The organism is uncultured Williamsia sp., assembly GCF_947494875.1.
In the GTDB taxonomy this organism is placed as follows: domain Bacteria; phylum Actinomycetota; class Actinomycetes; order Mycobacteriales; family Mycobacteriaceae; genus Williamsia_A.
The window spans coordinates 214070-233382 of sequence record NZ_CANLWM010000001.1; the positions used below are offsets into that span (position 1 = coordinate 214070).

Annotated in this window: 20 protein-coding genes; 7 read left to right on the forward strand and 13 right to left on the reverse strand. The window is 70.4% G+C overall.

Annotation, left to right across the window (positions count from 1 at the left end):
• Positions 1-20: 20 nt before the first annotated feature.
• From Q1A98_RS01120 to Q1A98_RS01130, 3 genes are all read right to left on the reverse strand, one after another.
• Positions 21-2849 carry a DUF2232 domain-containing protein gene (locus tag Q1A98_RS01120; RefSeq protein WP_299569216.1) on the reverse strand — a complete coding sequence of 943 codons (2829 nt, stop codon included), beginning with the start codon at positions 2847-2849 and terminating at the stop codon, positions 21-23.
• A 121-nt stretch (positions 2850-2970) separates the two neighbouring features.
• Complete coding sequence (locus Q1A98_RS01125) at positions 2971-3753, reverse strand: crotonase/enoyl-CoA hydratase family protein (RefSeq protein WP_299569218.1); 783 nt, start codon at positions 3751-3753, stop codon at positions 2971-2973.
• A gap of 23 nt (positions 3754-3776) precedes the next feature.
• Positions 3777-4334 carry a dihydrofolate reductase family protein gene (locus Q1A98_RS01130; RefSeq protein WP_299569219.1) on the reverse strand — a complete coding sequence of 186 codons (558 nt, stop codon included), beginning with the start codon at positions 4332-4334 and terminating at the stop codon, positions 3777-3779.
• A gap of 17 nt (positions 4335-4351) precedes the next feature.
• Between Q1A98_RS01130 and Q1A98_RS01135 the strand changes: the two genes are divergently transcribed.
• The 3 genes from Q1A98_RS01135 to Q1A98_RS01145 all read left to right on the forward strand — a co-directional run bounded on the left by Q1A98_RS01135 (position 4352) and on the right by Q1A98_RS01145 (position 7420).
• Positions 4352-5404: a crotonase/enoyl-CoA hydratase family protein gene (locus Q1A98_RS01135; RefSeq protein ID WP_299569220.1), complete on the forward strand. Its 1053-nt coding sequence runs from the start codon at positions 4352-4354 to the stop codon at positions 5402-5404.
• Positions 5405-5414: 10 nt separating this feature from the next.
• A complete protein-coding gene (locus Q1A98_RS01140; RefSeq protein WP_299569221.1) occupies positions 5415-6146 on the forward strand; it encodes a hypothetical protein in 732 nt (243 codons plus the stop codon).
• 86 nt (positions 6147-6232) lie between these two features.
• On the forward strand, positions 6233-7420 hold the full coding sequence (locus tag Q1A98_RS01145) for an RtcB family protein (RefSeq protein WP_299569222.1): 1188 nt from the start codon (positions 6233-6235) through the stop codon (positions 7418-7420).
• Between the two features lie 80 nt (positions 7421-7500).
• Here Q1A98_RS01145 and Q1A98_RS01150 read toward each other — a convergent pair whose 3' ends face one another.
• The 3 genes from Q1A98_RS01150 to Q1A98_RS01160 all read right to left on the reverse strand — a co-directional run bounded on the left by Q1A98_RS01150 (position 7501) and on the right by Q1A98_RS01160 (position 10469).
• Positions 7501-8223, reverse strand: a complete 723-nt coding sequence (locus Q1A98_RS01150) for a glycosyltransferase family 4 protein (RefSeq protein ID WP_299569224.1) — start codon at positions 8221-8223, stop codon at positions 7501-7503.
• Between the two features lie 401 nt (positions 8224-8624).
• Positions 8625-9590 carry a Ku protein gene (locus Q1A98_RS01155; protein WP_299569226.1) on the reverse strand — a complete coding sequence of 322 codons (966 nt, stop codon included), beginning with the start codon at positions 9588-9590 and terminating at the stop codon, positions 8625-8627.
• A gap of 63 nt (positions 9591-9653) precedes the next feature.
• Entirely contained in the window at positions 9654-10469 is an 816-nt protein-coding gene (locus Q1A98_RS01160; protein WP_299569228.1) for a LysR family transcriptional regulator, read from the reverse strand.
• Between the two features lie 81 nt (positions 10470-10550).
• On the opposite strand from Q1A98_RS01160, the gene Q1A98_RS01165 reads away from it, so the two are divergent.
• Complete coding sequence (locus Q1A98_RS01165) at positions 10551-11534, forward strand: DMT family transporter (protein ID WP_299569230.1); 984 nt, start codon at positions 10551-10553, stop codon at positions 11532-11534.
• Here the strand turns inward: Q1A98_RS01165 and Q1A98_RS01170 are convergent.
• Genes Q1A98_RS01170 through Q1A98_RS01190 form a run of 5 tightly spaced genes read right to left on the reverse strand, consistent with a single transcriptional unit; the run spans position 11426 to position 14710 of the window.
• Complete coding sequence (locus Q1A98_RS01170; RefSeq protein WP_366943307.1) at positions 11426-11707, reverse strand: ferredoxin; 282 nt, start codon at positions 11705-11707, stop codon at positions 11426-11428. The genes Q1A98_RS01165 and Q1A98_RS01170 overlap by 109 nt on opposite strands.
• Positions 11674-12909 (reverse strand): NADH-ubiquinone oxidoreductase-F iron-sulfur binding region domain-containing protein, encoded by a 1236-nt coding sequence (locus Q1A98_RS01175; RefSeq protein ID WP_299569233.1) that lies wholly within the window; start codon positions 12907-12909, stop codon positions 11674-11676. The genes Q1A98_RS01170 and Q1A98_RS01175 overlap by 34 nt, the downstream gene beginning before the upstream one ends.
• Positions 12906-13487, reverse strand: coding sequence for a ferric reductase-like transmembrane domain-containing protein (locus Q1A98_RS01180; RefSeq protein WP_299569235.1), 582 nt, complete (start codon positions 13485-13487; stop codon positions 12906-12908). The genes Q1A98_RS01175 and Q1A98_RS01180 overlap by 4 nt, the downstream gene beginning before the upstream one ends.
• Complete coding sequence (locus Q1A98_RS01185) at positions 13484-14422, reverse strand: FAD:protein FMN transferase (protein ID WP_299569236.1); 939 nt, start codon at positions 14420-14422, stop codon at positions 13484-13486. The genes Q1A98_RS01180 and Q1A98_RS01185 overlap by 4 nt, the downstream gene beginning before the upstream one ends.
• A gap of 3 nt (positions 14423-14425) precedes the next feature.
• Positions 14426-14710: a hypothetical protein gene (locus Q1A98_RS01190; protein ID WP_299569238.1), complete on the reverse strand. Its 285-nt coding sequence runs from the start codon at positions 14708-14710 to the stop codon at positions 14426-14428.
• A gap of 174 nt (positions 14711-14884) precedes the next feature.
• Here Q1A98_RS01190 and Q1A98_RS01195 point away from each other — a divergent pair, with 174 nt between their 5' ends.
• Complete coding sequence (locus Q1A98_RS01195; protein WP_299569240.1) at positions 14885-15910, forward strand: NADP-dependent oxidoreductase; 1026 nt, start codon at positions 14885-14887, stop codon at positions 15908-15910.
• A 7-nt stretch (positions 15911-15917) separates the two neighbouring features.
• Here Q1A98_RS01195 and Q1A98_RS01200 read toward each other — a convergent pair whose 3' ends face one another.
• Positions 15918-17390 carry a serine hydrolase gene (locus Q1A98_RS01200; RefSeq protein ID WP_299569242.1) on the reverse strand — a complete coding sequence of 491 codons (1473 nt, stop codon included), beginning with the start codon at positions 17388-17390 and terminating at the stop codon, positions 15918-15920.
• Between the two features lie 344 nt (positions 17391-17734).
• On the opposite strand from Q1A98_RS01200, the gene Q1A98_RS01205 reads away from it, so the two are divergent.
• Together Q1A98_RS01205 and Q1A98_RS01210 are read left to right on the forward strand one after the other, a co-directional pair.
• On the forward strand, positions 17735-18217 hold the full coding sequence (locus Q1A98_RS01205) for an SRPBCC family protein (RefSeq protein ID WP_299569244.1): 483 nt from the start codon (positions 17735-17737) through the stop codon (positions 18215-18217).
• A gap of 76 nt (positions 18218-18293) precedes the next feature.
• On the forward strand, positions 18294-19022 hold the full coding sequence (locus Q1A98_RS01210; protein WP_299569246.1) for a VIT family protein: 729 nt from the start codon (positions 18294-18296) through the stop codon (positions 19020-19022).
• A gap of 6 nt (positions 19023-19028) precedes the next feature.
• Here Q1A98_RS01210 and Q1A98_RS01215 read toward each other — a convergent pair whose 3' ends face one another.
• Positions 19029-19295, reverse strand: coding sequence for a metal-sensitive transcriptional regulator (locus Q1A98_RS01215; RefSeq protein ID WP_299569247.1), 267 nt, complete (start codon positions 19293-19295; stop codon positions 19029-19031).
• Between the last annotated feature and the right edge of the window lie 18 nt (positions 19296-19313).

The window sequence follows — 19313 nt, forward strand, 5'->3', positions numbered from 1 at the left end:
CCCAGCTTATTGACGGGTCGTCAATAAGAACTGCCGACGAGCGTCGCGCAGCTGATCGTGAGGGCGAGGATCGCCAGGATGACCAGCACGTCGACGACGCCCGGCCGCCGGTCCCGGCGCGCGACCGGACCGATGCCGCCGCGGTTGTCCATCGAGGTGGCGACCTCACGGGCGTTCTGGATGGCGAGGCTGCAGACGATCGGCAGGCAGGCGCTCCACTGCACCGCCCGTTGCGTGATCGACTGCGGGCCGGGGGTGCGGCGTTGGCCGATCGTCTGCAGGAGGGCGCGGAAGTCGGTGAGCAGGAAGGGCAGCAGCCGCAGGGCGACGGTCACCCCGACCGCGACCGGCTGCACCGGGATGCGCACCCGAGCGAACCAGCCCACGACCCGCTGCAGGAACGCGGGCACCTCCACCATCGGCGTCGTCCAGCAGAACAGCAGCGACAGGTACAGCGAGACGACGGTGATGGAGATGAGGATCCCGAACGTGCTCGCACCACCGAGTCCGAGGCGGACGTCGGCGACCGTCACGTAGGGCGCGCCGCCGCCGAACGCGGTGAGCGAGCCGCCCAGGAGCGCGACCACCGGCACCCACCACGGCAGGCGGGGAAGCGTTCGCAGCGAGATCCGCCCGGCGAGCGTCCATGCCACCGCGACGAGCGCAGCGGCGCCGACAGTCGTCCACGACGGGTTCCAGCCGAGCATGAGGGCCGTCGCGACGATCGCCAGCACCTTGGTCCCGACCCACAGTCGCTTCGCGGGTGACGGCTGCGGCAACACACGACCCACGACACCGATCAGCGACGCGCGAGATGCCTTGCCGCGCAGCGGCTCGTCGACGTCCGGCAACGGGGACACCTCGACGACCCGGTCGGCGATCGCCATGAGCTCGGTCTCGTCGTGTGTGACGATCACCAGCGTGGTGCCCGAGGCGCGGACCCGCGCCAGGGCAGCCACCATCGCCTGTCGCGACGCGGTGTCGAGGCCGGCGAGCGGCTCGTCGAGGACCAGGAGGCGCGGTCGGGCCGCGAGCAGTCCTGCCAACGCCACCCGTCGCTGCTGGCCGACGCTGAGGTTGTCGATCCGGGCCTCGGCGACCTGTGCCGGGTCGAGCCCGAGCTCTCGAAGCGCCTGCCACACGAGGCGGCCGTTCGCGCGGTCGACGCCGGCGGCGTCACAGATGTCGTCGCGGACGCGGGAGCGGACCAGCGACAGTCGCGCGAACTGGTGGCCGTAGAGGGCGCAGGTGCGGTCGTTGCGGACCGGTTCCCCGTCGACGAGAACCGTTCCCTCGACCGGCTTCTCGATCCCGGCGAGCACGCGCGCCAAGGTGGTCTTGCCGGCACCGTTGGCACCGGTGATGAGCACCGTCTGCCCCGGCGTGATCGACATCGACACGTCGCGCAGGACCGGTCGCTGCCACGGGGTGCCGCTGTCGTGGGCGAATCGGAGGCTGTCGACGCGTACCGCGCCGCCGCGCAGCCACCGGCCGCCTCCGTCGGCCACGGGGACCGCGGGCTCCCAGGTGCCGCCGGGGACGACGACCGTCGAGTCGGCACCCGTCATCTCGGCGGGATCGTGGGTCACGTGCACGACGGCGGTGCCCGCGTCGGCGAGTCCGCGGTAGAGCCGCATCAGCCCGTCGCGGCCCGCGGCGTCGATCATCGCGGTGCTCTCGTCGCTCACGAGGAGCGCGGGGTCGCGGACGAGCGCCGACGCGACGGCCAGCCGCTGAAGTTGTCCGCCGGACAACCGGGACGTCTCGGCGTCGAGGTCCAGGTCGAGTCCGACGCGACGGAGCACCGCCTGCGAGCGCTCCGGCGTCATGTCCGACACACCCCAGGCGAGGTCGTCGCCGACGGCGAGGCCCAGCACGGAGGTCTCCGGTCGCTGCCCGATCATCGCCGTTCCGCCGGGCATCCCGAGTCCGACCGCGCCCGGGCGCCACACCTCACCGGCGGTCGGGGTCCGGCCCGAGATCACGCGGGCCAGGGTCGATTTGCCCGCGCCGTTGTGTCCGACGACCGCGACCAGGGACCGCGGCAGCACGTCGACGTCGACACCGGCGATCGCGGGCACGGTGGTCTCCGGGTGCACCACCGTGACGCCGCGGGCGTGCAGGGGGACCGGCGCGACCACGGCGGTGTCGTCGCCGGGGGCGTCGTCGGTCGCGACCGCGCCCAGCCGGCGCGCGATCGACCGCGCCGGCCGCCAGACGAAGAACGTCGTGAGCAGCACGCCGAGTGTGGAGCCGATGAGCCCGACGACGGCGATCGTGACGGGCCACACCTCGAGGGCGCGCCGTACGGCGGCGTCGAACTCCTCCACCTGGGCGATGCCCGCGTTGGCGAAGAGTCGGGCGGTCCCGCCGATTCCGTTGCGGATGTTGTCGAACACGAACTCGCGGTAGCTCGAGAACACGGCGAGGAGACCGGTGGTGAGGGCGGCCGACGGTACACCGACGATCACCAGGGCCCGCACGATCACCGACGGCGGCGACCATCCCCGTCGGATCGCGATACCGGAGAAGCAGCCCGCGATCGCTGCGGCGCCGACCATGTTCGCGGCCGTGTACCCGCCGAACAGCAGCCCGACGATCCATCCGACCACGGTCGCGAGCACACACACCGACAGTCGTCGTCGGATGCCGAGCACCGCGAACGGGATCGACGCGACGAGCATGGCCGCGCCGGCGATCGGCAGGATGCGGCTCAGGACACAGATGGCGGCGGCGACGTCGGCCAGGACCGCGGCCTCGGCGACCTCCGGGGCCGAGATGCGTCGGCGGGGCGTCTTCGGCCGGGGCGGTGCCTCCGGGTGCGCACGACGCAGGGTCGGGTGTGCCACGAACCACCCCTCTCACGCTGCGCCGACGATGTCCGAATCCAGGGTGCCAGAGCGGTGGGGACGATTCCGGCGCCGACTGGACGCCATGGGGTCGGCGCCGGGTGCCGAGACGCTCGTCGGGTCAGTCGGCGTCGGCCGCAGCGCCGTGTCGCCCGGCTCCGGCGGCGAAGCGCGCAGCACCCTCTGCCGTGCCGTTGACCAGCGACGTCGCGCCGTGCCGGGTCTCGTTGAGCAGCGCCTGAGGCAGGGACAGGCCGTGCTGTTCGCGGGCGGACAACCGGTCCTGCCGGAGGCAAGTCTGAGGAAACGCTGCGAGTTCGCGGGCGAGGGTCTGTGCGGCCTCGACGGCGGTGCCCGACGCGACGACGCGGTTCGCGAGTCCCATGGTCAGCGCCTCGTCGGCGTGCACGGCGCGCCCGGTGAGGATGAGGTCCATGGCCCGGCTCTCGCCGATCAGTCGCGGCAGTCGGACCGTCCCTCCGTCGATCAGCGGCACGCCCCACCGGCGACAGAAGACGCCGAACACCGCGTCGTCGGCCGCGACGCGGAGGTCGGCCCAGAGCGCCAACTCGAGCCCGCCCGCGACGGCGTACCCCTCGATGGCGGCGATCACCGGCTTCGACAGCTCCATCCGGGAGACCCCCATCGGGGCGTCGCCGTCGGGGGCGAAGCGGTTGATCCGCGCGGGATCGCCCGCGATGGCTCCCAGGTCCGCGCCGGAGCAGAACGTCGACCCCGCCCCGGCGAGAACCGCGACGGCCGCGTCGTCGTCGGCGTCGAACGCGCGGAACGCGGCGGCGAGCGCCTCGGCCGTCGGTCGGTCGACCGCGTTGCGGACGTCGGGGCGGTCGATGGTGACGGTGGTGACCGGGCCGTCGCGGTGGACTCCGACGAGATCTCTCATGCAGCGAGGCTAGGCCCCATCCCTCAGCGCTGGACCAGGTAGCGCAGGTAGGTCCACCCCGAGGCCCGGAAGACCCGCGACTCGGCGAGCGAGAGCTCCCATCGGTGGCCGCTCGGGTAGAACGGCGTGCCACCGCCCAGCACCGTGGGGAGCAGATATGGGTCCACCTGATCGACGAGGTCGGCGACGGACGCGGCCAGTCGTGCCCCGCCGATGCTGAGCGTCCCCGCGGTCTCCGCCTTCAGGCGCACGATCTCGTCGCGGGTCTCCGCGCTGCGCACGAGTCGGCACCCGTCGGGCACCGATTCCAGGGAGTCCGAGAACACGATGCGCGGCGTCGCACGGTAGATCTGGGCGAACTCCGCCTCGACCGGTTCTGCGTCGTCGCGGTCGGGGGACGTCCAGAAGCCCTCCATCACGTCGTACAGGCGACGTCCGAACAGGAAGGCCGCCGTGTCGCGGGCCTGCACATTGGACGCCTTGTGCATCTCCTCGTCGGGGACGCCGAACCCGATGCTCCCGGTCTCGTCCTCGATGTAGCCGTCGAGGGAGATGTGCATGCCGTAGGTCAGGATCCCCATGTGGCTAGTGTCACACCATGAGCGACGACTCGGACATCGTTACCCCGACCGACGGCGGCGATCGGCCTGCCGGCTGGCGCGACGACTGGACAGCCGTGCCGCCGGTCTCCGCGGCGCGGCACCGCACACCACCGGACTCGCTCGAGTTCCCGACACTGACCTACGAGGTCACCGATCGCGTCGCCCGCATCACCTTCAACCGCCCGCGCCACGGCAACGCGATCACCGCCGACACCCCACGCGACATCGCGGCGGCCGTCGAACATGCCGACCTCGACCCGCGCGTCCACGTGATCCTGTTGTCGGGGCGGGGCAAGGGGTTCTGCGGCGGCTACGACCTCGGGATGTTCGCCGAACGGTGGGAGGACCCGGGCGCCGACGAGACCGGCAAGGCCACCCATCAGGTGAGCGTCGACGGCACCGTCCTCGACCCCGTGGTCCAGGCGACCAACCACGACCCGAGCGGGCAGTGGGACCCGATGGTCGACTACGCGATGATGAGCCGTAACGGACGAGGCTTCGCCAGTCTGCTGCACGCCGACAAGCCCGTCGTCGCCAAACTGCACGGCTTCTGCATAGCCGGCGGCACCGACATCGCGCTGCACTGCGACCAGATCATCACCGCCGACGACGTCCGCATCGGCTATCCACCCGTCCGCGTGTGGGGTGTGCCGTCGACGGGACTGTGGGCGCACCGCATCGGAGACCAACGCGCCAAGCGGATGCTGTTCACCGGCGACAGCATCGACGGGAAGACCGCCGTCGACTGGGGACTCGCCGTCGAGTCCGCGCCGGCGGATCAGCTCGACGAGGTCGTCGAGGACTACGTCGCCCGCATCGCCCGGATGCCGATCAACCAGCTGATGATGGTGAAACTCGCCCTGAACAGTGCGTTGCTGTCACAGGGTGTGGCCACTTCGGCGATGATCAGCACGGTGTTCGACGGGGTCTCCCGCCACACTCGCGAGGGCTACGCCTTCCAGAGCCGTTCGGCGACAGCCGGATTCAAGCAGGCTGTCCGCGAACGCGACGAGCCGTTCGGGGATTGGCGCGGTACGCCGAAGTCGTAGGCTCGCCGGTATGGCAGCGGCGATCAGGGTCATCGTCGGCGGACGGGAGATCCCGCCGTCGGAGGTCGAACGGTGGGAACGTCGCCGCGCGGCCTCGGTGCTGCGACGCCTCGGGGTCCGCGACGTCGACGCCGCGACTGTCGACATCGACGATCTCCGGAGCACCCTGACGGAGCGCAAGCTCGAACTCGGCCACTCCGGCATCGAGAAGCGGATCGGCCGGCAGCTCGCGATCACGGCGCGCGTCGCCTCGGTGGCCGCGGTCGTGTCCCGCGGGCGACGACGCATCGCGCGTACCGATCTCCTGTCGGACACCGGTTCCGCGACCGCGTTCGCCGCGTGGTTCACCGACCGTGTCGAGACGGCTGACGAGCCGCGGATGCTGGTTGCCTGTCCCGATCACTACATGGTGCGGCGGTCGCCGCAAGGCCACAACGAGGTCACCGAGACCGTCGGCAACGCGCCGATGCCGTTGCGGCTCACCATCGACTACGACGATCTCGCATCACTACGCACGCCGCAGGACCCGGACTTCTCCTCACGGGTCGAGGGTGTCGCCTCCTCGACGCTGGGCGTCCGGATCGGCGGCGTGCGCCACCAGTTCCGCGACGAGGGGACCGGCTTCCGTGCGCGGCTCGCCGTCGAGTTCCCCGTCCTGCTCCCGCCGCCGATCGCCGACGCGCACCAGATGCACCTGGCGTGCGAGTTCTCGAACTGGATCCGCGCCTCGCTCCACGACTGACGACCACCTTGTCCGGGCGCGGGAATTCCGTTGCACCACAGCCTCTCGACACGAACACTGGGTCGGCACATCGAGAGGAGAATCCCGTGCCCACCCGTGTCGGCAACCACAAGTTGCTCAGCTTCGCATCCGTCCTCGACGACAAGACCGTCGAGCAGGCGATCGAGGCTGCCCGGCTGCCGTTCGTCCACCCACACGTCGCCCTCATGCCCGACGCCCACTACGGCCGTGGGTCGTCGGTGGGCACGGTGCTGCCCACGGTCGACGCCGTGATCCCTGCCGCGGTCGGCGTCGACATCGGTTGCGGCATGATCGCCGTCCGCACCGTGCTCGACGCCGCGTCGATCACCGGGCGTGACCTCACCGCGCTCCGGGAGTCGATCGAGTCGGCGATCCCGTTGTCCCCCGGCAACTACAACCGCGGGACCGACCGGTTCGCCTTCACCGCAGCGCGGATCGCAGGGTTGGAGGAGCTGGCCGAGCGGGACGCCGTCGACCTCACGCACTCACCGAAGTGGCGTGAGCAGCTCGGGTCGCTCGGTGGCGGGAACCACTTCATCGAGCTCTGTCTCGACGAGGCCGACCGGGTGTGGATGTTCCTGCACTCGGGCTCGCGAGGTGTCGGACACCGCATCGCGTCGAGGTACATCACCCTCGCCCAGAAGCTCTGCCGCCAGTGGCATGTTCGCTTGCCGAACGCCGATCTCGCCTACGTCCCCTCGGGGACCGACGAGCTCGACGCCTACCTCCGCGACCTCGCATGGGCTCAGCGATTCGCGGCGGAGAACCGGGCGGAGATGATGGACCGGTTCCGGCAGACGCTCGCGCACTGGTCCGGCACCGACGACCCGGCGTCGCTCGAGGTCGAGCGCCTCAATTGTCACCACAACTACACCGCCAGGGAGACCCACGGTGGTCGTGAGGTGTGGTTGACGCGAAAGGGTGCGATCGATGCTCGAGCGGGCGTGCGCGGACTCATCCCGGGGTCGATGGGCACGCGCTCGTACGTGGTCACGGGCAAGGGCGACGCCGCGTCGCTGTGTTCGGCACCGCACGGTGCCGGCCGCCGGTTCTCGCGGGCGGAGGCGAAGCGACGCTTCACCGAGGACGACCTCGCGGCGGCGATGACCGGTATCGAGTACCGCCACGGCGCCGACTGGATCGACGAGATCCCGATGGCCTACAAGGACATCGACGTCATCATGCGTGACGCCGAGGCCCTCGTCTCCGTCGACCACACCCTCCGGCAGATCCTCAACGTCAAGGGGACTTGATCGGTCGGTGACGTGCCCCGGGCCGACTCCCGGCCCGGGGCACGGTCGGGGGCAACCACGTCATCGGGCTCGCCCGTTCGTCACGCCGACGCGACCTCGTTCACCACCCGCGCCAGGGTCCGGCGGAACTCCACCGGCGAACACGCGGTCTCGACGTACGCCCATCCCTCTTCCCGGGAATCCACCCATGCCTGCTCGTCGGTGTAGAGGCGGGCGCACTCCTGTGCGAACTCCCCTGCCGTGTCTGCTGACCCGCAGACCCGACCGTCGATCCCCAACTGGTCCGTCAGGAGGCGCGTCGCCACGACCGGGATGCCTCGGCCGAGCGCCTCGGTCACCTTGTGGGGGATCCCCGAGGCAAAGCGTGTCGGCGCGACGAACACACGACACCGGTCGTACAGACCGGTGAGATCGTCGAGCCGGCCATGGACCACGACGCGATCCGACGCGAGCGCCGACACCTCCTCGGACTCGACATGACCGACGAGGTGCAGTCGGACCTCGTGATCGAGCATCTCGTCGAGGAGCGGCAGCACCTCGGTCACGAACCAGACCACCGAGTCGACGTTGGGGAAGCGATCGGGTGTGCCCTCCAGCCGTCCGACGAAGAGGAGGTCTGATCGGTCGGCGAACCCCGGGCCGCTCCGACTGACCCGATCGGAATGCGCGAGCACATGGATCGGTACGTCGTGATGCGCAGCGATCACTGCTCTGTCCTGCGGGCCCACCGTCATGATCGCGTCGACGCCCCGCATCCGATCGAGCTCCACGGTCATCTCATCGGCGAATTCCGCGTCGGTCATCTGCGGCGGATACAGTCCGCGGCGGAGTCGTTCTCGTGGGGTCTCGAGCGCCTCGGCGTCATGGACCACGCCTGGTCGACCGCGCCGTCGCGGCCGAAAACCGGTGTCGTGGTACATCTGCAGCGGACCTGGGCGGCTCAGGATGACCACGTCGAACGAACGAACACGACGCCGGAGGAGCCGACGCAACCCCCGCACACCCCGTGACCGATGGAACCGCACCGCACCGGTGAATGCCGCCGTCACCCTCTCCCGCTCTTCGTCCGACGCGGCAACGAGATACACCTCGACGCGATGCCCGTCGTCCACCAGGCACCGAAGCATCTCGCGAGCGCGAGGGAACCCCGCGCCGCTGGTCGGATCCGGGATCCGCTCGTCGACGAGGAGGATCCGCACCGGGCTCAGCCCGCCTTCTTCGCCGGGGCCTTCTTCGCGGTGGTCTTCTTGGCAGCGGTCTTCTTCGCGGTCGACTTCGCTGCGGTCTTCGCCGGTGCCTTCTTGGCGGTGGTCTTCTTCGCGGCCGCCTTCTTCGCCGGGGCCTTCTTCGTCGTGGACCCGCCACCGGAGGAGTCGGAATCGGTCGAGTCGCCGCGGCTCTTCACCGACGCACGCAGGGCCGCCAGCAGATCGGCGACCTCGGAGTCGTCGTCGGACGCGTCGTCGGACTCCTCGGCGGTCGGGAACGCCTCGCTGCCCTGCGCTTTCGCCTCGATGAGCTTGCTCAGCTCGAGTTGGTAGGTGTCCTCGTACTCGTCCGGGTCGAAATCGGTGGCCATGCTGTCGATCAGCGACTGCGCCATCGACAACTCCTGCGGGCGGATCTCGGGTTCGTCGTCGAGGGAGGCGAACTCGGGCTTGCGGACCTCGTCGGGCCACAGCAACGTCTGCAGGGTCATCACGTTGTCGACGACGCGCAGGGCGGCCAGCCGGGTGCGGTTGCGGAGGGTGAACGTCGCGATCGCGAGACGCTCGGTCTCGGCCAGCGCCTGCCGCAGCAGCACATACGCTTTCGTCGACTTCGACGCCGGCTCGAGGTAGTACGGCTTGTCGAAGTAGATCGGGTCGACCTGCTCCTCGGGCACGAAGCCGGTGATCGAGATCTCCGGGCTCCGCTGCACGGGCAGCTCGGCGAGATCGGACTTGGTGAGGATCACCGTCTCCCCCGAGTCGGCCTCGTAGGCGTTGGCGATGTCGGAGAACTCGACCTCGGTGTCCGTTCCCTCACGCACCTTGCGGTAGCGGATCCGGGTGCCGTCCTTCGAGTCGACCTGATGCGAGGTGCGATCGTGCGACTCCGTCGCCGAGTAGACCTTGACCGGGACGTTCACCAGGCCAAAGCTCAGATCGCCTTTCCAGATCGAGCGCATCTGCACATTGTGCCCACCAGGGGTCCTCGCCGCAGCCCCCTGCGCACCATGACGCGCCGGGATTCACCCGAGTCGTGCCCGGAGCGCCGCCACCACCGCGGCACGGGTGCCGGGCTGCACCCGGTCACCGAACATCGCGTAGAGCGGGACGTGGGGGATGTCCGGCAGGTCCCGCACGCGTCGCAGACCGTCGGGCACGGGCCCGATGCGTGGCAGCGGCGTCATACCCGCACCGCCGCGGGCATTGGCGAGAACCGTGCTCAGATCGGCACATTCGCGCTGCACGTGGTAGTCCCTGCCGGCGAGGGACGCGATCGCCAGATGCCGGACGGCGCACGGGTTGGCGAAGAGCACCAGCGACTCCGAGGCCACACCGTCGGCGCTCATCCACTGCAGGGGCAGATCCGCGATGTGGACACTCCCCAGCGCCGGCCGGGTCAGCATCAACGCGACGTCGGCACGGTCGTCGTCGGCGAGCTGTCGGACACGCTCGCTGCGGGTCAGCCGGACGCGGACGTCCATCTCCGGATGGTGGCGGTCGAGGGTCCTGACGACCGCCGGGACCAGGAACTCGGCGGCGTGTTCGGTGGCCGCGACCAGCAATTCCCCGTCGCCCGGCGGTGACAGGGCACGCACGGCGGCGTCGTGGGCCTCCAGAAGTGCCCGTGCACGGCCGACGAGTTCCTCCCCGTCGCTGGTGAGCCCCACTCCGCGACCCTGGGCCATGAGGAGCCGGCATCCCAGCTCGGCCTCGAGCTTGCGGATGTGTCCGCTGACCGCGGCCGGGGACAGGTGCAGCGCCTCGGCTGCCGGGCGGACCCCGGAGACCGCCGCGACGGTCACGAGACTCCGCAACCGGGGGATGTCGAGGGTCACCATGGCCGCCAGTGTGCCATGACGACCGTCAACGAATCGTGAACGTTCTTGCGGCCTCGACGCCGACGGTCGCACGGTGGACCCATGACCCGCACTGCATCTTCAGCGAGCACCATGTCGATCGGCCTCGTGGTGCCGACCGTCGTGTTGTACGCGGCCGGCTACCCGATCGGCGCGGCGACGATCGCCGTGATGTCCCCGTTCCTGGTCATCCTCATCCGATTCGCCGTCTCCGCGGTGCTGCTGTGGGGGCTGCTGGCGGTCCGCAGGGTGCCGCTGCCGCCGCGCCGACAGCTCGGGCACGCGGCGATCGCAGGCCTCCTCACGCAGGGGGTGCAGTTCATCGGGTGTTACTGGGGGCTGTCGCACGGTGTGCCCGCCGGTCTCGCGGCGCTGATCGTGGCCCTGAACCCGGTGGCCACCTCGGCGATCTTGATGGCCGCCTTCGGGCATCGCGAATCCCGCTGGGGTGTGGTCGCTCTCATCCTCGCGACGGTGTCGGTGGTACTCGCCTGCGCCCCGTCGCTGGCGACCGATCACCACCTCGGCGTGGGCATCGTCGCCGTCGTCGTGGGCATGCTCGGCCTGTCACTCGGCGGGATCCACCAGGGCCGGCACTGCGCGGGGATGGACCCCGCGCTCATCACCGCGATCGGGATCACCGCCTCCACCCCGCTCGCCGCGGTCATCGCGGCGGTGTACCCGATGCACGTCACCGACTTGCCCCGCGCCGCCGTCCTCCTCGTCGTCATGGTCGTCTTCAGCTCGATCGGCGCGACGTCGCTCTACGCCGCCTGCATCGCGCGATCGGGGCCGCGGGGCGCCTCGATCCTGTTCGCGGTCATCCCGTCGGTCGCGGGCGTCATGGCGTGGATAGGCCTCGGCGAGGCGCTGTCGCCGCTGGCCGTGGTCGGTCTGGTGATCGGCGCGCTGGCCTGCGTCGTGCAGGCCCGCGCAGGTCAGGCGCGCTCGGAGGTCTCCACCACCGACAGCGCCGACCGCGGGCAGGCACGCACCGCCCGGACGACGCGACCGGTGTCGGAGGCCGCGACCTCCGGTTCCCGCTGATCCGTCGTCCGCGGGTCGGCGATCGCGATCGGGTAGCCCCACGGGTCCCGTGCGAGGGTCGCGGGCAGCAACTCCGCGCACAGTCCCCGGCCGTCGCACCGGGTGAAGTCGATGTGGACCGCGGTCCGCTCGGTGCGGGTCATCGGTGTCCTCCGGGTGTACGGGCGGCGCATCGGCCGACTGCGTGCTGAGGGACGTCGTCGGCGAAGGCGACGAGGGCAGACCGCACGAGCCGCGCCGTGCCGTCGGGGTGCGCGCAGGCCCCCCGCCCGTCGACGGTGGCGGCCAAGCGCGCCACGATCTCCGCCCGCTCGGCGCCGCCGTGGGTCACGAGATCACGGAACGCATCGGACAGGGCGGGGAGGCCGAACATGCACGGACCGCACTGACCGGCGGACTCGCCGGCGAGGTGGTCGACGATCGCGACGGTCGCCTCGAGGCCGCACGACCCGGCGGGAAGCGAGTGGACGATCCCGGCACCCGGACTCGCCCCGACCTCCCGCAGCGATCCCGCTGACAGGGCCAGCGACCCGATCGCACGACCGTCGATCCACGTGCCGTGGAACCCGCCGACGAGGACGGCGCGGGCGCTCCGGTCGACGACCGAGGCCAACGGCGCACCGATGTCGCACTCCGCGACGCCCCGGATCTCCCGGTCGTCGGACAGGGTGACCAGCATGGAACCGGGTTCAGCCCCGGTGCCGCGCTCGCGGAACCACTCTGCGCCGTGCCGGTCGATCAGCGCGACCTGCGCCAGAGTCTCGACGTTGTGGACGACCGTCGGCCGTCCACGGAGTCCGGCGGTCGCGGTCGGGACACGTCGGTCGTGAGGCAGTCCGGGTCCCCCGGCGACTCGGTCGACCACCGCCGTCGTCTCACCGGAGACGAAGCGGTCGGCGGCGTCGACGACCACCGTCGGTCGGCGCGCCCACCCCACCGCGATCCTGCGGTCGACGATCGCGCGCAACCGCGGCGCCAGCGACGCCGGCGCGACCAGGTAGGTCTCGGACGCGCCGACCGCCGACGCCACGGCGGCCAGTCCGTCGAGCACCAGGTGCGGCGCCTCCATGAGCAGGACGACGTCCTTGCGGGACAGTGGCTCACCCTCGGCGCCGTTGGCGATGACGACCGAGCGTTGGCCCCGGGTCATGGCGGTCCGGGCGGCCACGAGCTTCGTGGCGACCGGGAAGGCCGCACCACCCCGACCGGTCAGACCCGATCGGTCGATCTCGTCGATGATCACCGGTCCGTGCAGGCGGCGCGGTCCGTGGACGGCGGCGTGACGGTCGAGGTCGTCACCCACCCCGACCAGCAACCGGCGACGACCTCTCGGAGCCGACGCCGCTCCGAGCGGCGTCGTCGCGGCCGCGGTCATCGCACACCCGCCAGAGGCCTGTTCGCGCGCGCGGTCGTCCGCGCGGCGGCGAACTCGCCGGGCAGGGTCAACCGGGCGACGACCGCCGCGACGACGAGGACGGCACAGGCCGCGCAGACGGCGATCATCCATGCGTGACCCGTGTCGGTCCCGCTGCCGAGGGCGTGGACGAACGCGACGGGCCACAGCAGGTACGTGACGAGATGCAGGACACGGAAGACGTTCGGACTCAATCGATGTCGAAGAAGTCCGGTCACGACTACGACGATCAGCAGGTCGAGCGCGAGCGTGCCCAGCCCCACCCACAGCGGCGCGTAGCCGGCGCGGAACGGGAGGACGACGTCGACGAGGTCGATCTGTGCGTAGGGGTCGACGACCATCGTGGTCACGTGCAGGACCACGAGCAGCGTCGCCCCGAGCGCGACCGACCGGTGCAGCGAGGACACCGCGAACCGCGGCAAGCCGGGCAGAGACCGTCCCGAGCGTGCCGCGACGCCGAGCGCGATCGACAGGGACAGCAGCATCAGCGCGGTGAGGCCGGTCCCCCGGCCCAGCGCCCAGAGGGCCTCGTCGCTCATGCCGCCCGCTCTCGCTCGTCGGGCCAGCCGCCGAGCCTGACCACGGTGCCGTCGGCGGAGACGAGGCGCGCAGGAAGACCAGTGCCGGCGGCGAAGTCGTCGCCCTCCCGCCCGGTGACGATCGATGCGGTACTGGCGGTGTTCGCGTCGACACATCTCCGTGCCGCAACCGTGACGGTGACCCAGCGCTCGTCGGCCGGCAGCCCCGTCCACGGGTCGATGATGTGGTGGCGGTCGATGCCCTGCGCGTCACGCCAGCGACGGTGCAGCGTGCTCGACGTCGCGACGCCGCAGTCACCGCTCACCGCGATCTGGGCGGTCGGCTGACCGGGGCCGTCGTCGACCAGGATCTGCCACCCGCCGGAGGGATGCGCTCCGCGCGTGGCGATGTCCCCTCCGAGGTCGACGAGCACCCCGCTTCCGGTCCGCGACGCGACCACGTCGGCGGCCAGGTCCGCCGCGACGGCCTTGGCGGTCGCTCCCAGGTCCAGGGTCACGCCCTCCGGGACGGTCAGGGTGTCGCCGCGACGCACGACCATGCCCGCGTGCGCGCGGTGCGCGGCGATCGAGCGCCGGAACCGCCGGGTGGGGTCCGCGGCGTGGACCGGATCGGTGAGGGATGCGAGGTCGCGGTCATATCCGAGGGCGACGAGCCGTTGGCCCACCGTCGGGTCGACCGCGCCCCGGGACACATGCGCGGCGCTGAGCGCGGCGTCGACCAGGGTGGCGAGCATCGGTGAGATCCGAGTCGGCCGTCCGCGGCGGATCGACGAGCTGTTCAGCTCGGCGTCGTCACGGAAGCGGCTGCAGGCACGGTCGACGTCGTCGAGGACGGTCGCGACGATCGCGCGGGCGTCCTCGAGCGCGGAGGGATCGGCGACGGTGACCGATGCGTCGAGACCCCAGACGGTCCAGTGGGAGGTCGCGGTGGCCATGTCTCAGCTCCCGTTCGTCTGTGCGTGGCTGTCTCCGCGGCCCGACGAGACCGTCGGGGCGGTCCCCCAACCGCTCGACGAGCTGTCGGGGTCGGTGGAGCCGGTCGAGGAGTCGGTGCCGGCGGAGGAGTCGGTGGTCGGGCTGGTCGTGGACGTCGTCGGGGTCGTGGCGTGGTCGGTGTCCGCGTACGCCAACCCCGACGTGACCCCGATCGCGCCGAGGGCTGCGACGCCCAGAGCGACTGCTGCTGCGCGTGCCCGGCGGATCCCCCGTTCCGGTGTGCTCATGTCCGTACCTCTCGTCAGGCCGACGGTGTCACTGTCGGCGATGGAGTCGAGTGTGCGAATCGAAGCTGTGGGGACGCTGGCAGCACCATGTGAGGTACGGACGGCCCGTGTGGAACAACCCGGACGCGCGGTGGTGTTGACCCAGGGTTTGCACACGTACGACCGAGGAGAGACATGACCACCCACACGACCCGACGCATCGTCCTCGCCGCCCGCCCGCACGGGGAGCCGACCGACGACGACTTCCGGTTCGAGGAGGTGGACCTGCCCGAGCCCGGCGAGGGCCAGGCGGTGCTGCAGACCCTGGACCTGTCGCTGGATCCCTACATGCGCGGTCGGATGAGCGCGGCGAAGTCGTACGCGCCGCCGGTGGAGATCGGCGACCCGATGGTCGGTGCGACGGTGTCACGCGTCCTCGAGTCCCGCGACCCGTCGTTGTCCGAGGGCGACGTCGTCCTCGGATACGGCGGTTGGCAGACCCACTCGGTCGAGTCGACGAAGCACCTCCGCAGGCTCGACACCTCCGTGGCACCTACGAGCACGGCCCTCGGCGTGCTGGGGATGCCGGGCTTCACGGCGTACTCGGGCCTGCTGACGATCGGGGATCCGAAGCCCGGTGAGACCGTCGTCGTCGCCGCGGCCCTGGGGCCGGTGGGTTCCGCCGTCGGGCAGATCGCGAAGATCAAGGGCGCACGCGCCGTGGGGATCGCCGGCGGCGCGGAGAAGGTCGCACACCTGACGGACGAGTTCGGTTTCGACGCCGCGATCGACCACCGCGCCGACGACTTCGCCGATCAGCTGGCCGCGGCCACACCCGACGGTATCGACGTCTACTTCGAGAACGTCGGCGGTGCGGTGTTCGACGCGGTGCTGCCGCGGATGAACACCTATGGACGCATCCCCGTCTGCGGTCTCGTCGCCAACTACAACCGCACGTCGCTGCCCGAGGGCCCCGATCGCAGCGGCGCCCTGATGGGTCAGATCCTCACGCGCAGTCTGACCGTGCGCGGGTTCATCCAGACGGAGTTCGTCGCCACGCAGCAGGAGGCGTTCCTGCGCGAGGCGTCGCAGTGGGTCGCCGACGGGAAGCTCAAGTACGTCGAGGACGTCACCGACGGCTTCGACAACACCCTCGACGCCTTCCGCGCGATGCTCGCCGGACGCACCTTCGGCAAGACCGTCGTCCACGTGGCGGACTGACCGCAACTCACTGCCTGGTGAACACCCCGTCGTTGCCGTCGGACTTCAGGTACTCGACGGTCATCCTCGACCCGTCGAACGTCACCGCCGAGATCGATCCCGGTTCTGCGTTCTCGCTGTAGGGCGCGAACGTGAAGACGTTCCCGTCACGATGGGTCAACGGGTAGCGGGTCCGTCCGTTCGGGCCGAGTGCGATGGTCAGACCACCGTTCTGGTCGCTGATCACCGCAGGACCCCAGTACGCACTCTGGTAGGTGCCGGCATAGGCCGAGTTCGGCTGCGCCGGGGCCGGGTTCGAGGGCGCCGGTGTGCCGACGAGCGACCCGCTGGGCTCCGACAGACCGGCGTACGCGTCACCGTAGAGCGTGTCCCAGGGTTGACGCTCCTCGCCGTACTGGACGAGGTCCATGAACCGCATGTCCACCGCGTCCGCGACACCGATCGGTGCCGCGTTGGTGAGCATGATGATCGCGACGTCGGCGGACGGCATGACGACGAAGTTGGTGCCGGCGCCGGAGGCGAACGCGCCGGAGTGTGAATAGGTGGTCCGGCCGTCCGAGGTGGTGGCGGCGTTGAAGCCGTAGCCGTAGAACCCCGCGCGGTCTGCCGCGGATCCCGGCATGCCAGTACGGATCTCGGGGACCGTCGCGGGGAGGATCGCGTCCGGGCTGAACACCTGGGAGCCACCCTGTTTCCCATCGGCGAGCATCACCGCGAGCCATCGGGCCATGTCGTTCACCGACGAGCTGGCACCCCCGGCGGGAGCCTGCGCGTCGGGTTCGCGCTGCATCGGTGTGACCACCCATCTGCCGTTCTGTCTCACGTGGCCGATGGCCCGATCCGTGCGAGCAGCGAAGTCGGAGTAGCGCATCGACGTCGATCGCATCCCCAGCGGGGAGAAGATCGAGCGGTCGGCAAGGGTCGCCCAGTCCGTCCCGGCCTTGTCCGCGACCGACTGTGCGGCCGCGGTGAGTCCGAAGTTGGTGTAGTCGTACGTCGTCCGGAACGGCTGCAGGGGCAGGAGGCGCAGACGCTGCAGGATGGTGTCCCTGTCGTATCCGAACTCCTCGAGCTTGTCTCCCGCGTGCTCGGCGAGGCCCGAGCGGTGTGCGAAGAGATCCCCGACGGTGACGTTCGCGGTCACGTAGGGGTCCGAGAGGGCGAAACTCGGCATGTTCGCGACCACCGGTGTGTCCCAGGAGACCTTGTTCTGGGTGACCTGGGTGGCCACGACCGATGCGCTGATCGACTTCGACACCGACGCCAGCTGGAACACGGTGTCCGCGTCGACTTTCCTGCCCGTGGCGAGGTCGGCGACGCCGAAGCCTCTCGCGTACACGGTCTTGCCGCCATGCACCACCGCGACAGCCGCGCCGGGGATCCCGGTCCGGGCGAGTTCGTCGGAGACCATCGCGTCGAGGCGACCGACCGCCTTGCTCACGGCGTCGTCGGGGAGCTTCTCCGCGGCTGCCGCGTTCACATCTCCGGCACTCGCCGACGACCTGACACCGGATGATTCCGGCGAACCAGACGAACAGGATGTGACGGCGAGAACGAGACAGGTCGCGACGACCGCCGTGGAGAGCAGATGGGTTCGTGCGCCGAGAAGCAGGGTGCGAGAGGGCTCACAGATCATCGTCGCTCCGTCGGGACCGGCCGGTGGCCTGTGTCACCGACTCAGGTGGGATCGAACACCCCGTGGGCACAGGATGTCTGCCGTTTCGTCGCATTCGAGATCGGGCGGGGCGGTTCCGCGACGGTTGGTGGGTAGTTGCGCTGAGCAGGTCGTATGTGGGGCTCGTGACCCTTGGCTAGGGTCGGGGCATGGCCGCCGCTCATGAGTACTCCGACTCCGTCGTCGTCACCGCCGCCCCGGATGCCGTGTATGCCGTCGTGTCCGACGTGACACGCACCGGCGAGTGGAGTCCGATCTGCGAGGCCTGCTGGTGGGACGAGGGCGACGAGCCCGGTCCCGACGGTCCTCGCGAGGGAGCGTGGTTCACCGGTCGCAACAAGACCCCGAACCGCACCTGGGAGACCCGCTCCGTGGTCGTCGCGGCCGAACCGGGCCGCGAATTCGCCTGGCTCGTCGGCGGGAAGTTCGCGCGGTGGGGCTACCTGCTGCGACCGGTCGACGGTGGCACCGAACTCACCGAGACATGGCAGTTCCTCGACGACGGCATCGAGTTCTTCCGCGAGAAGTACGGCGACGAGGCCCAGGACCAGATCCAGAACCGGATCGACGCCGCGCACAGTGGGATCCCCGCCACACTCGCGCGGATCAAGGAGCTCGTCGAAGCCGCCTGACCTCGGGAGTCAGTGTTCGACAGCGCTTCTCAGGCTTGCCTGTGCTTGCTGGACGCGCAGGTCAGCGCCGTGTTCCATGGTTCTCATGACCGAGATCCCCACGCAGCACACCGCAGAGCCGCACGGCGGCACCGCAGCGAGCAAGCTGAACTGGTTGCGTGCCGGCGTGCTCGGAGCGAACGACGGGATCGTCTCCGTCGCAGGCATCGTCGTCGGTGTCGCGGCGGCGACATCAGCTGTCGAGCCGGTCCTCACCGCGGGCATCGCGGGCCTGACCGCCGGAGCCGTGTCGATGGCTCTCGGCGAGTACGTGTCGGTGTCCACTCAGCGCGACACCGAGAAGGCGCTGCTCGCCAAGGAGCGGACTGAGCTCGACGAGCAGCCCGAGGAAGAGCTCGAGGAGCTCGCGGCGATCTACGAGGCGAAGGGCCTCTCGGCCGAGACCGCATGGCAGGTCGCGACCGAACTCACCGAGCGCGACGCATTCGCCGCACACGTCGAGGCCGAGCTCGGCATCGATCCCGACGACCTGACGAACCCGCTGCACGCGGCGTTCTCGTCGATGTTCGCGTTCACGCTGGGTGCGCTGCTCCCCCTGCTCGCAATCGTGCTGCTCCCGCCGAGCATCCGCATCCCGCTGACCTTCGTCGTCGTGGTGGCGGCTCTGGCGTTGACCGGCCACATCAGCGCCGTCATCGGCGGGGCGAACCGGACGCAGGCGATCCTCCGGGTGACCATCGGCGGCGCGATAGCGATGACAGCGACCTATCTCATCGGGACGCTGGTCGGCACCGCCGTCGGCTGACGCTCGTCAGGCCAGGGCGAGGAAGAGTTTCTCCAGCTCGGCCTCGGTCATCGGTTCCTTGGCGTTCGGGTCGCCCGTGATGCACTCCCGCAGACCGGTCGCGACGATCTTGAACCCGGCCTTGTCGAGGGCCCTGGAGACGGCCGCCAACTGCGTGACGACGTCCTTGCAGTTGCGGCCGTCCTCGATCATCGAGATCACGCCGCCGAGCTGGCCGTGTGCGCGACGCAGCCGGTTGAGCACCAGCGCCAACGTCTCGTCGTCTCCGGTCATGTCAGTACCTCCCGTGTG

What these genes read in the sequence shown, in the direction of transcription:
- Q1A98_RS01125 (WP_299569218.1), bottom strand. Translation starts at nt 3,753, where the DNA reads ATGAGAGATCTCGTCGGAGTCCACCGCGACGGCCCGGTCACCACCGTC.
- Q1A98_RS01130 (WP_299569219.1), bottom strand. Translation starts at nt 4,334, where the DNA reads ATGGGGATCCTGACCTACGGCATGCACATCTCCCTCGACGGCTACATC.
- Q1A98_RS01135 (WP_299569220.1), top strand. Translation starts at nt 4,352, where the DNA reads ATGAGCGACGACTCGGACATCGTTACCCCGACCGACGGCGGCGATCGG.
- Q1A98_RS01140 (WP_299569221.1), top strand. Translation starts at nt 5,415, where the DNA reads ATGGCAGCGGCGATCAGGGTCATCGTCGGCGGACGGGAGATCCCGCCG.
- Q1A98_RS01150 (WP_299569224.1), bottom strand. Translation starts at nt 8,223, where the DNA reads ATGACCGACGCGGAATTCGCCGATGAGATGACCGTGGAGCTCGATCGG.
- Q1A98_RS01155 (WP_299569226.1), bottom strand. Translation starts at nt 9,590, where the DNA reads ATGCGCTCGATCTGGAAAGGCGATCTGAGCTTTGGCCTGGTGAACGTC.
- Q1A98_RS01160 (WP_299569228.1), bottom strand. Translation starts at nt 10,469, where the DNA reads ATGGTGACCCTCGACATCCCCCGGTTGCGGAGTCTCGTGACCGTCGCG.
- Q1A98_RS01165 (WP_299569230.1), top strand. Translation starts at nt 10,551, where the DNA reads ATGACCCGCACTGCATCTTCAGCGAGCACCATGTCGATCGGCCTCGTG.
- Q1A98_RS01170 (WP_366943307.1), bottom strand. Translation starts at nt 11,707, where the DNA reads ATGCGCCGCCCGTACACCCGGAGGACACCGATGACCCGCACCGAGCGG.
- Q1A98_RS01175 (WP_299569233.1), bottom strand. Translation starts at nt 12,909, where the DNA reads ATGACCGCGGCCGCGACGACGCCGCTCGGAGCGGCGTCGGCTCCGAGA.
- Q1A98_RS01180 (WP_299569235.1), bottom strand. Translation starts at nt 13,487, where the DNA reads ATGAGCGACGAGGCCCTCTGGGCGCTGGGCCGGGGGACCGGCCTCACC.
- Q1A98_RS01185 (WP_299569236.1), bottom strand. Translation starts at nt 14,422, where the DNA reads ATGGCCACCGCGACCTCCCACTGGACCGTCTGGGGTCTCGACGCATCG.
- Q1A98_RS01190 (WP_299569238.1), bottom strand. Translation starts at nt 14,710, where the DNA reads ATGAGCACACCGGAACGGGGGATCCGCCGGGCACGCGCAGCAGCAGTC.
- Q1A98_RS01195 (WP_299569240.1), top strand. Translation starts at nt 14,885, where the DNA reads ATGACCACCCACACGACCCGACGCATCGTCCTCGCCGCCCGCCCGCAC.
- Q1A98_RS01205 (WP_299569244.1), top strand. Translation starts at nt 17,735, where the DNA reads ATGGCCGCCGCTCATGAGTACTCCGACTCCGTCGTCGTCACCGCCGCC.
- Q1A98_RS01210 (WP_299569246.1), top strand. Translation starts at nt 18,294, where the DNA reads ATGGTTCTCATGACCGAGATCCCCACGCAGCACACCGCAGAGCCGCAC.
- Q1A98_RS01215 (WP_299569247.1), bottom strand. Translation starts at nt 19,295, where the DNA reads ATGACCGGAGACGACGAGACGTTGGCGCTGGTGCTCAACCGGCTGCGT.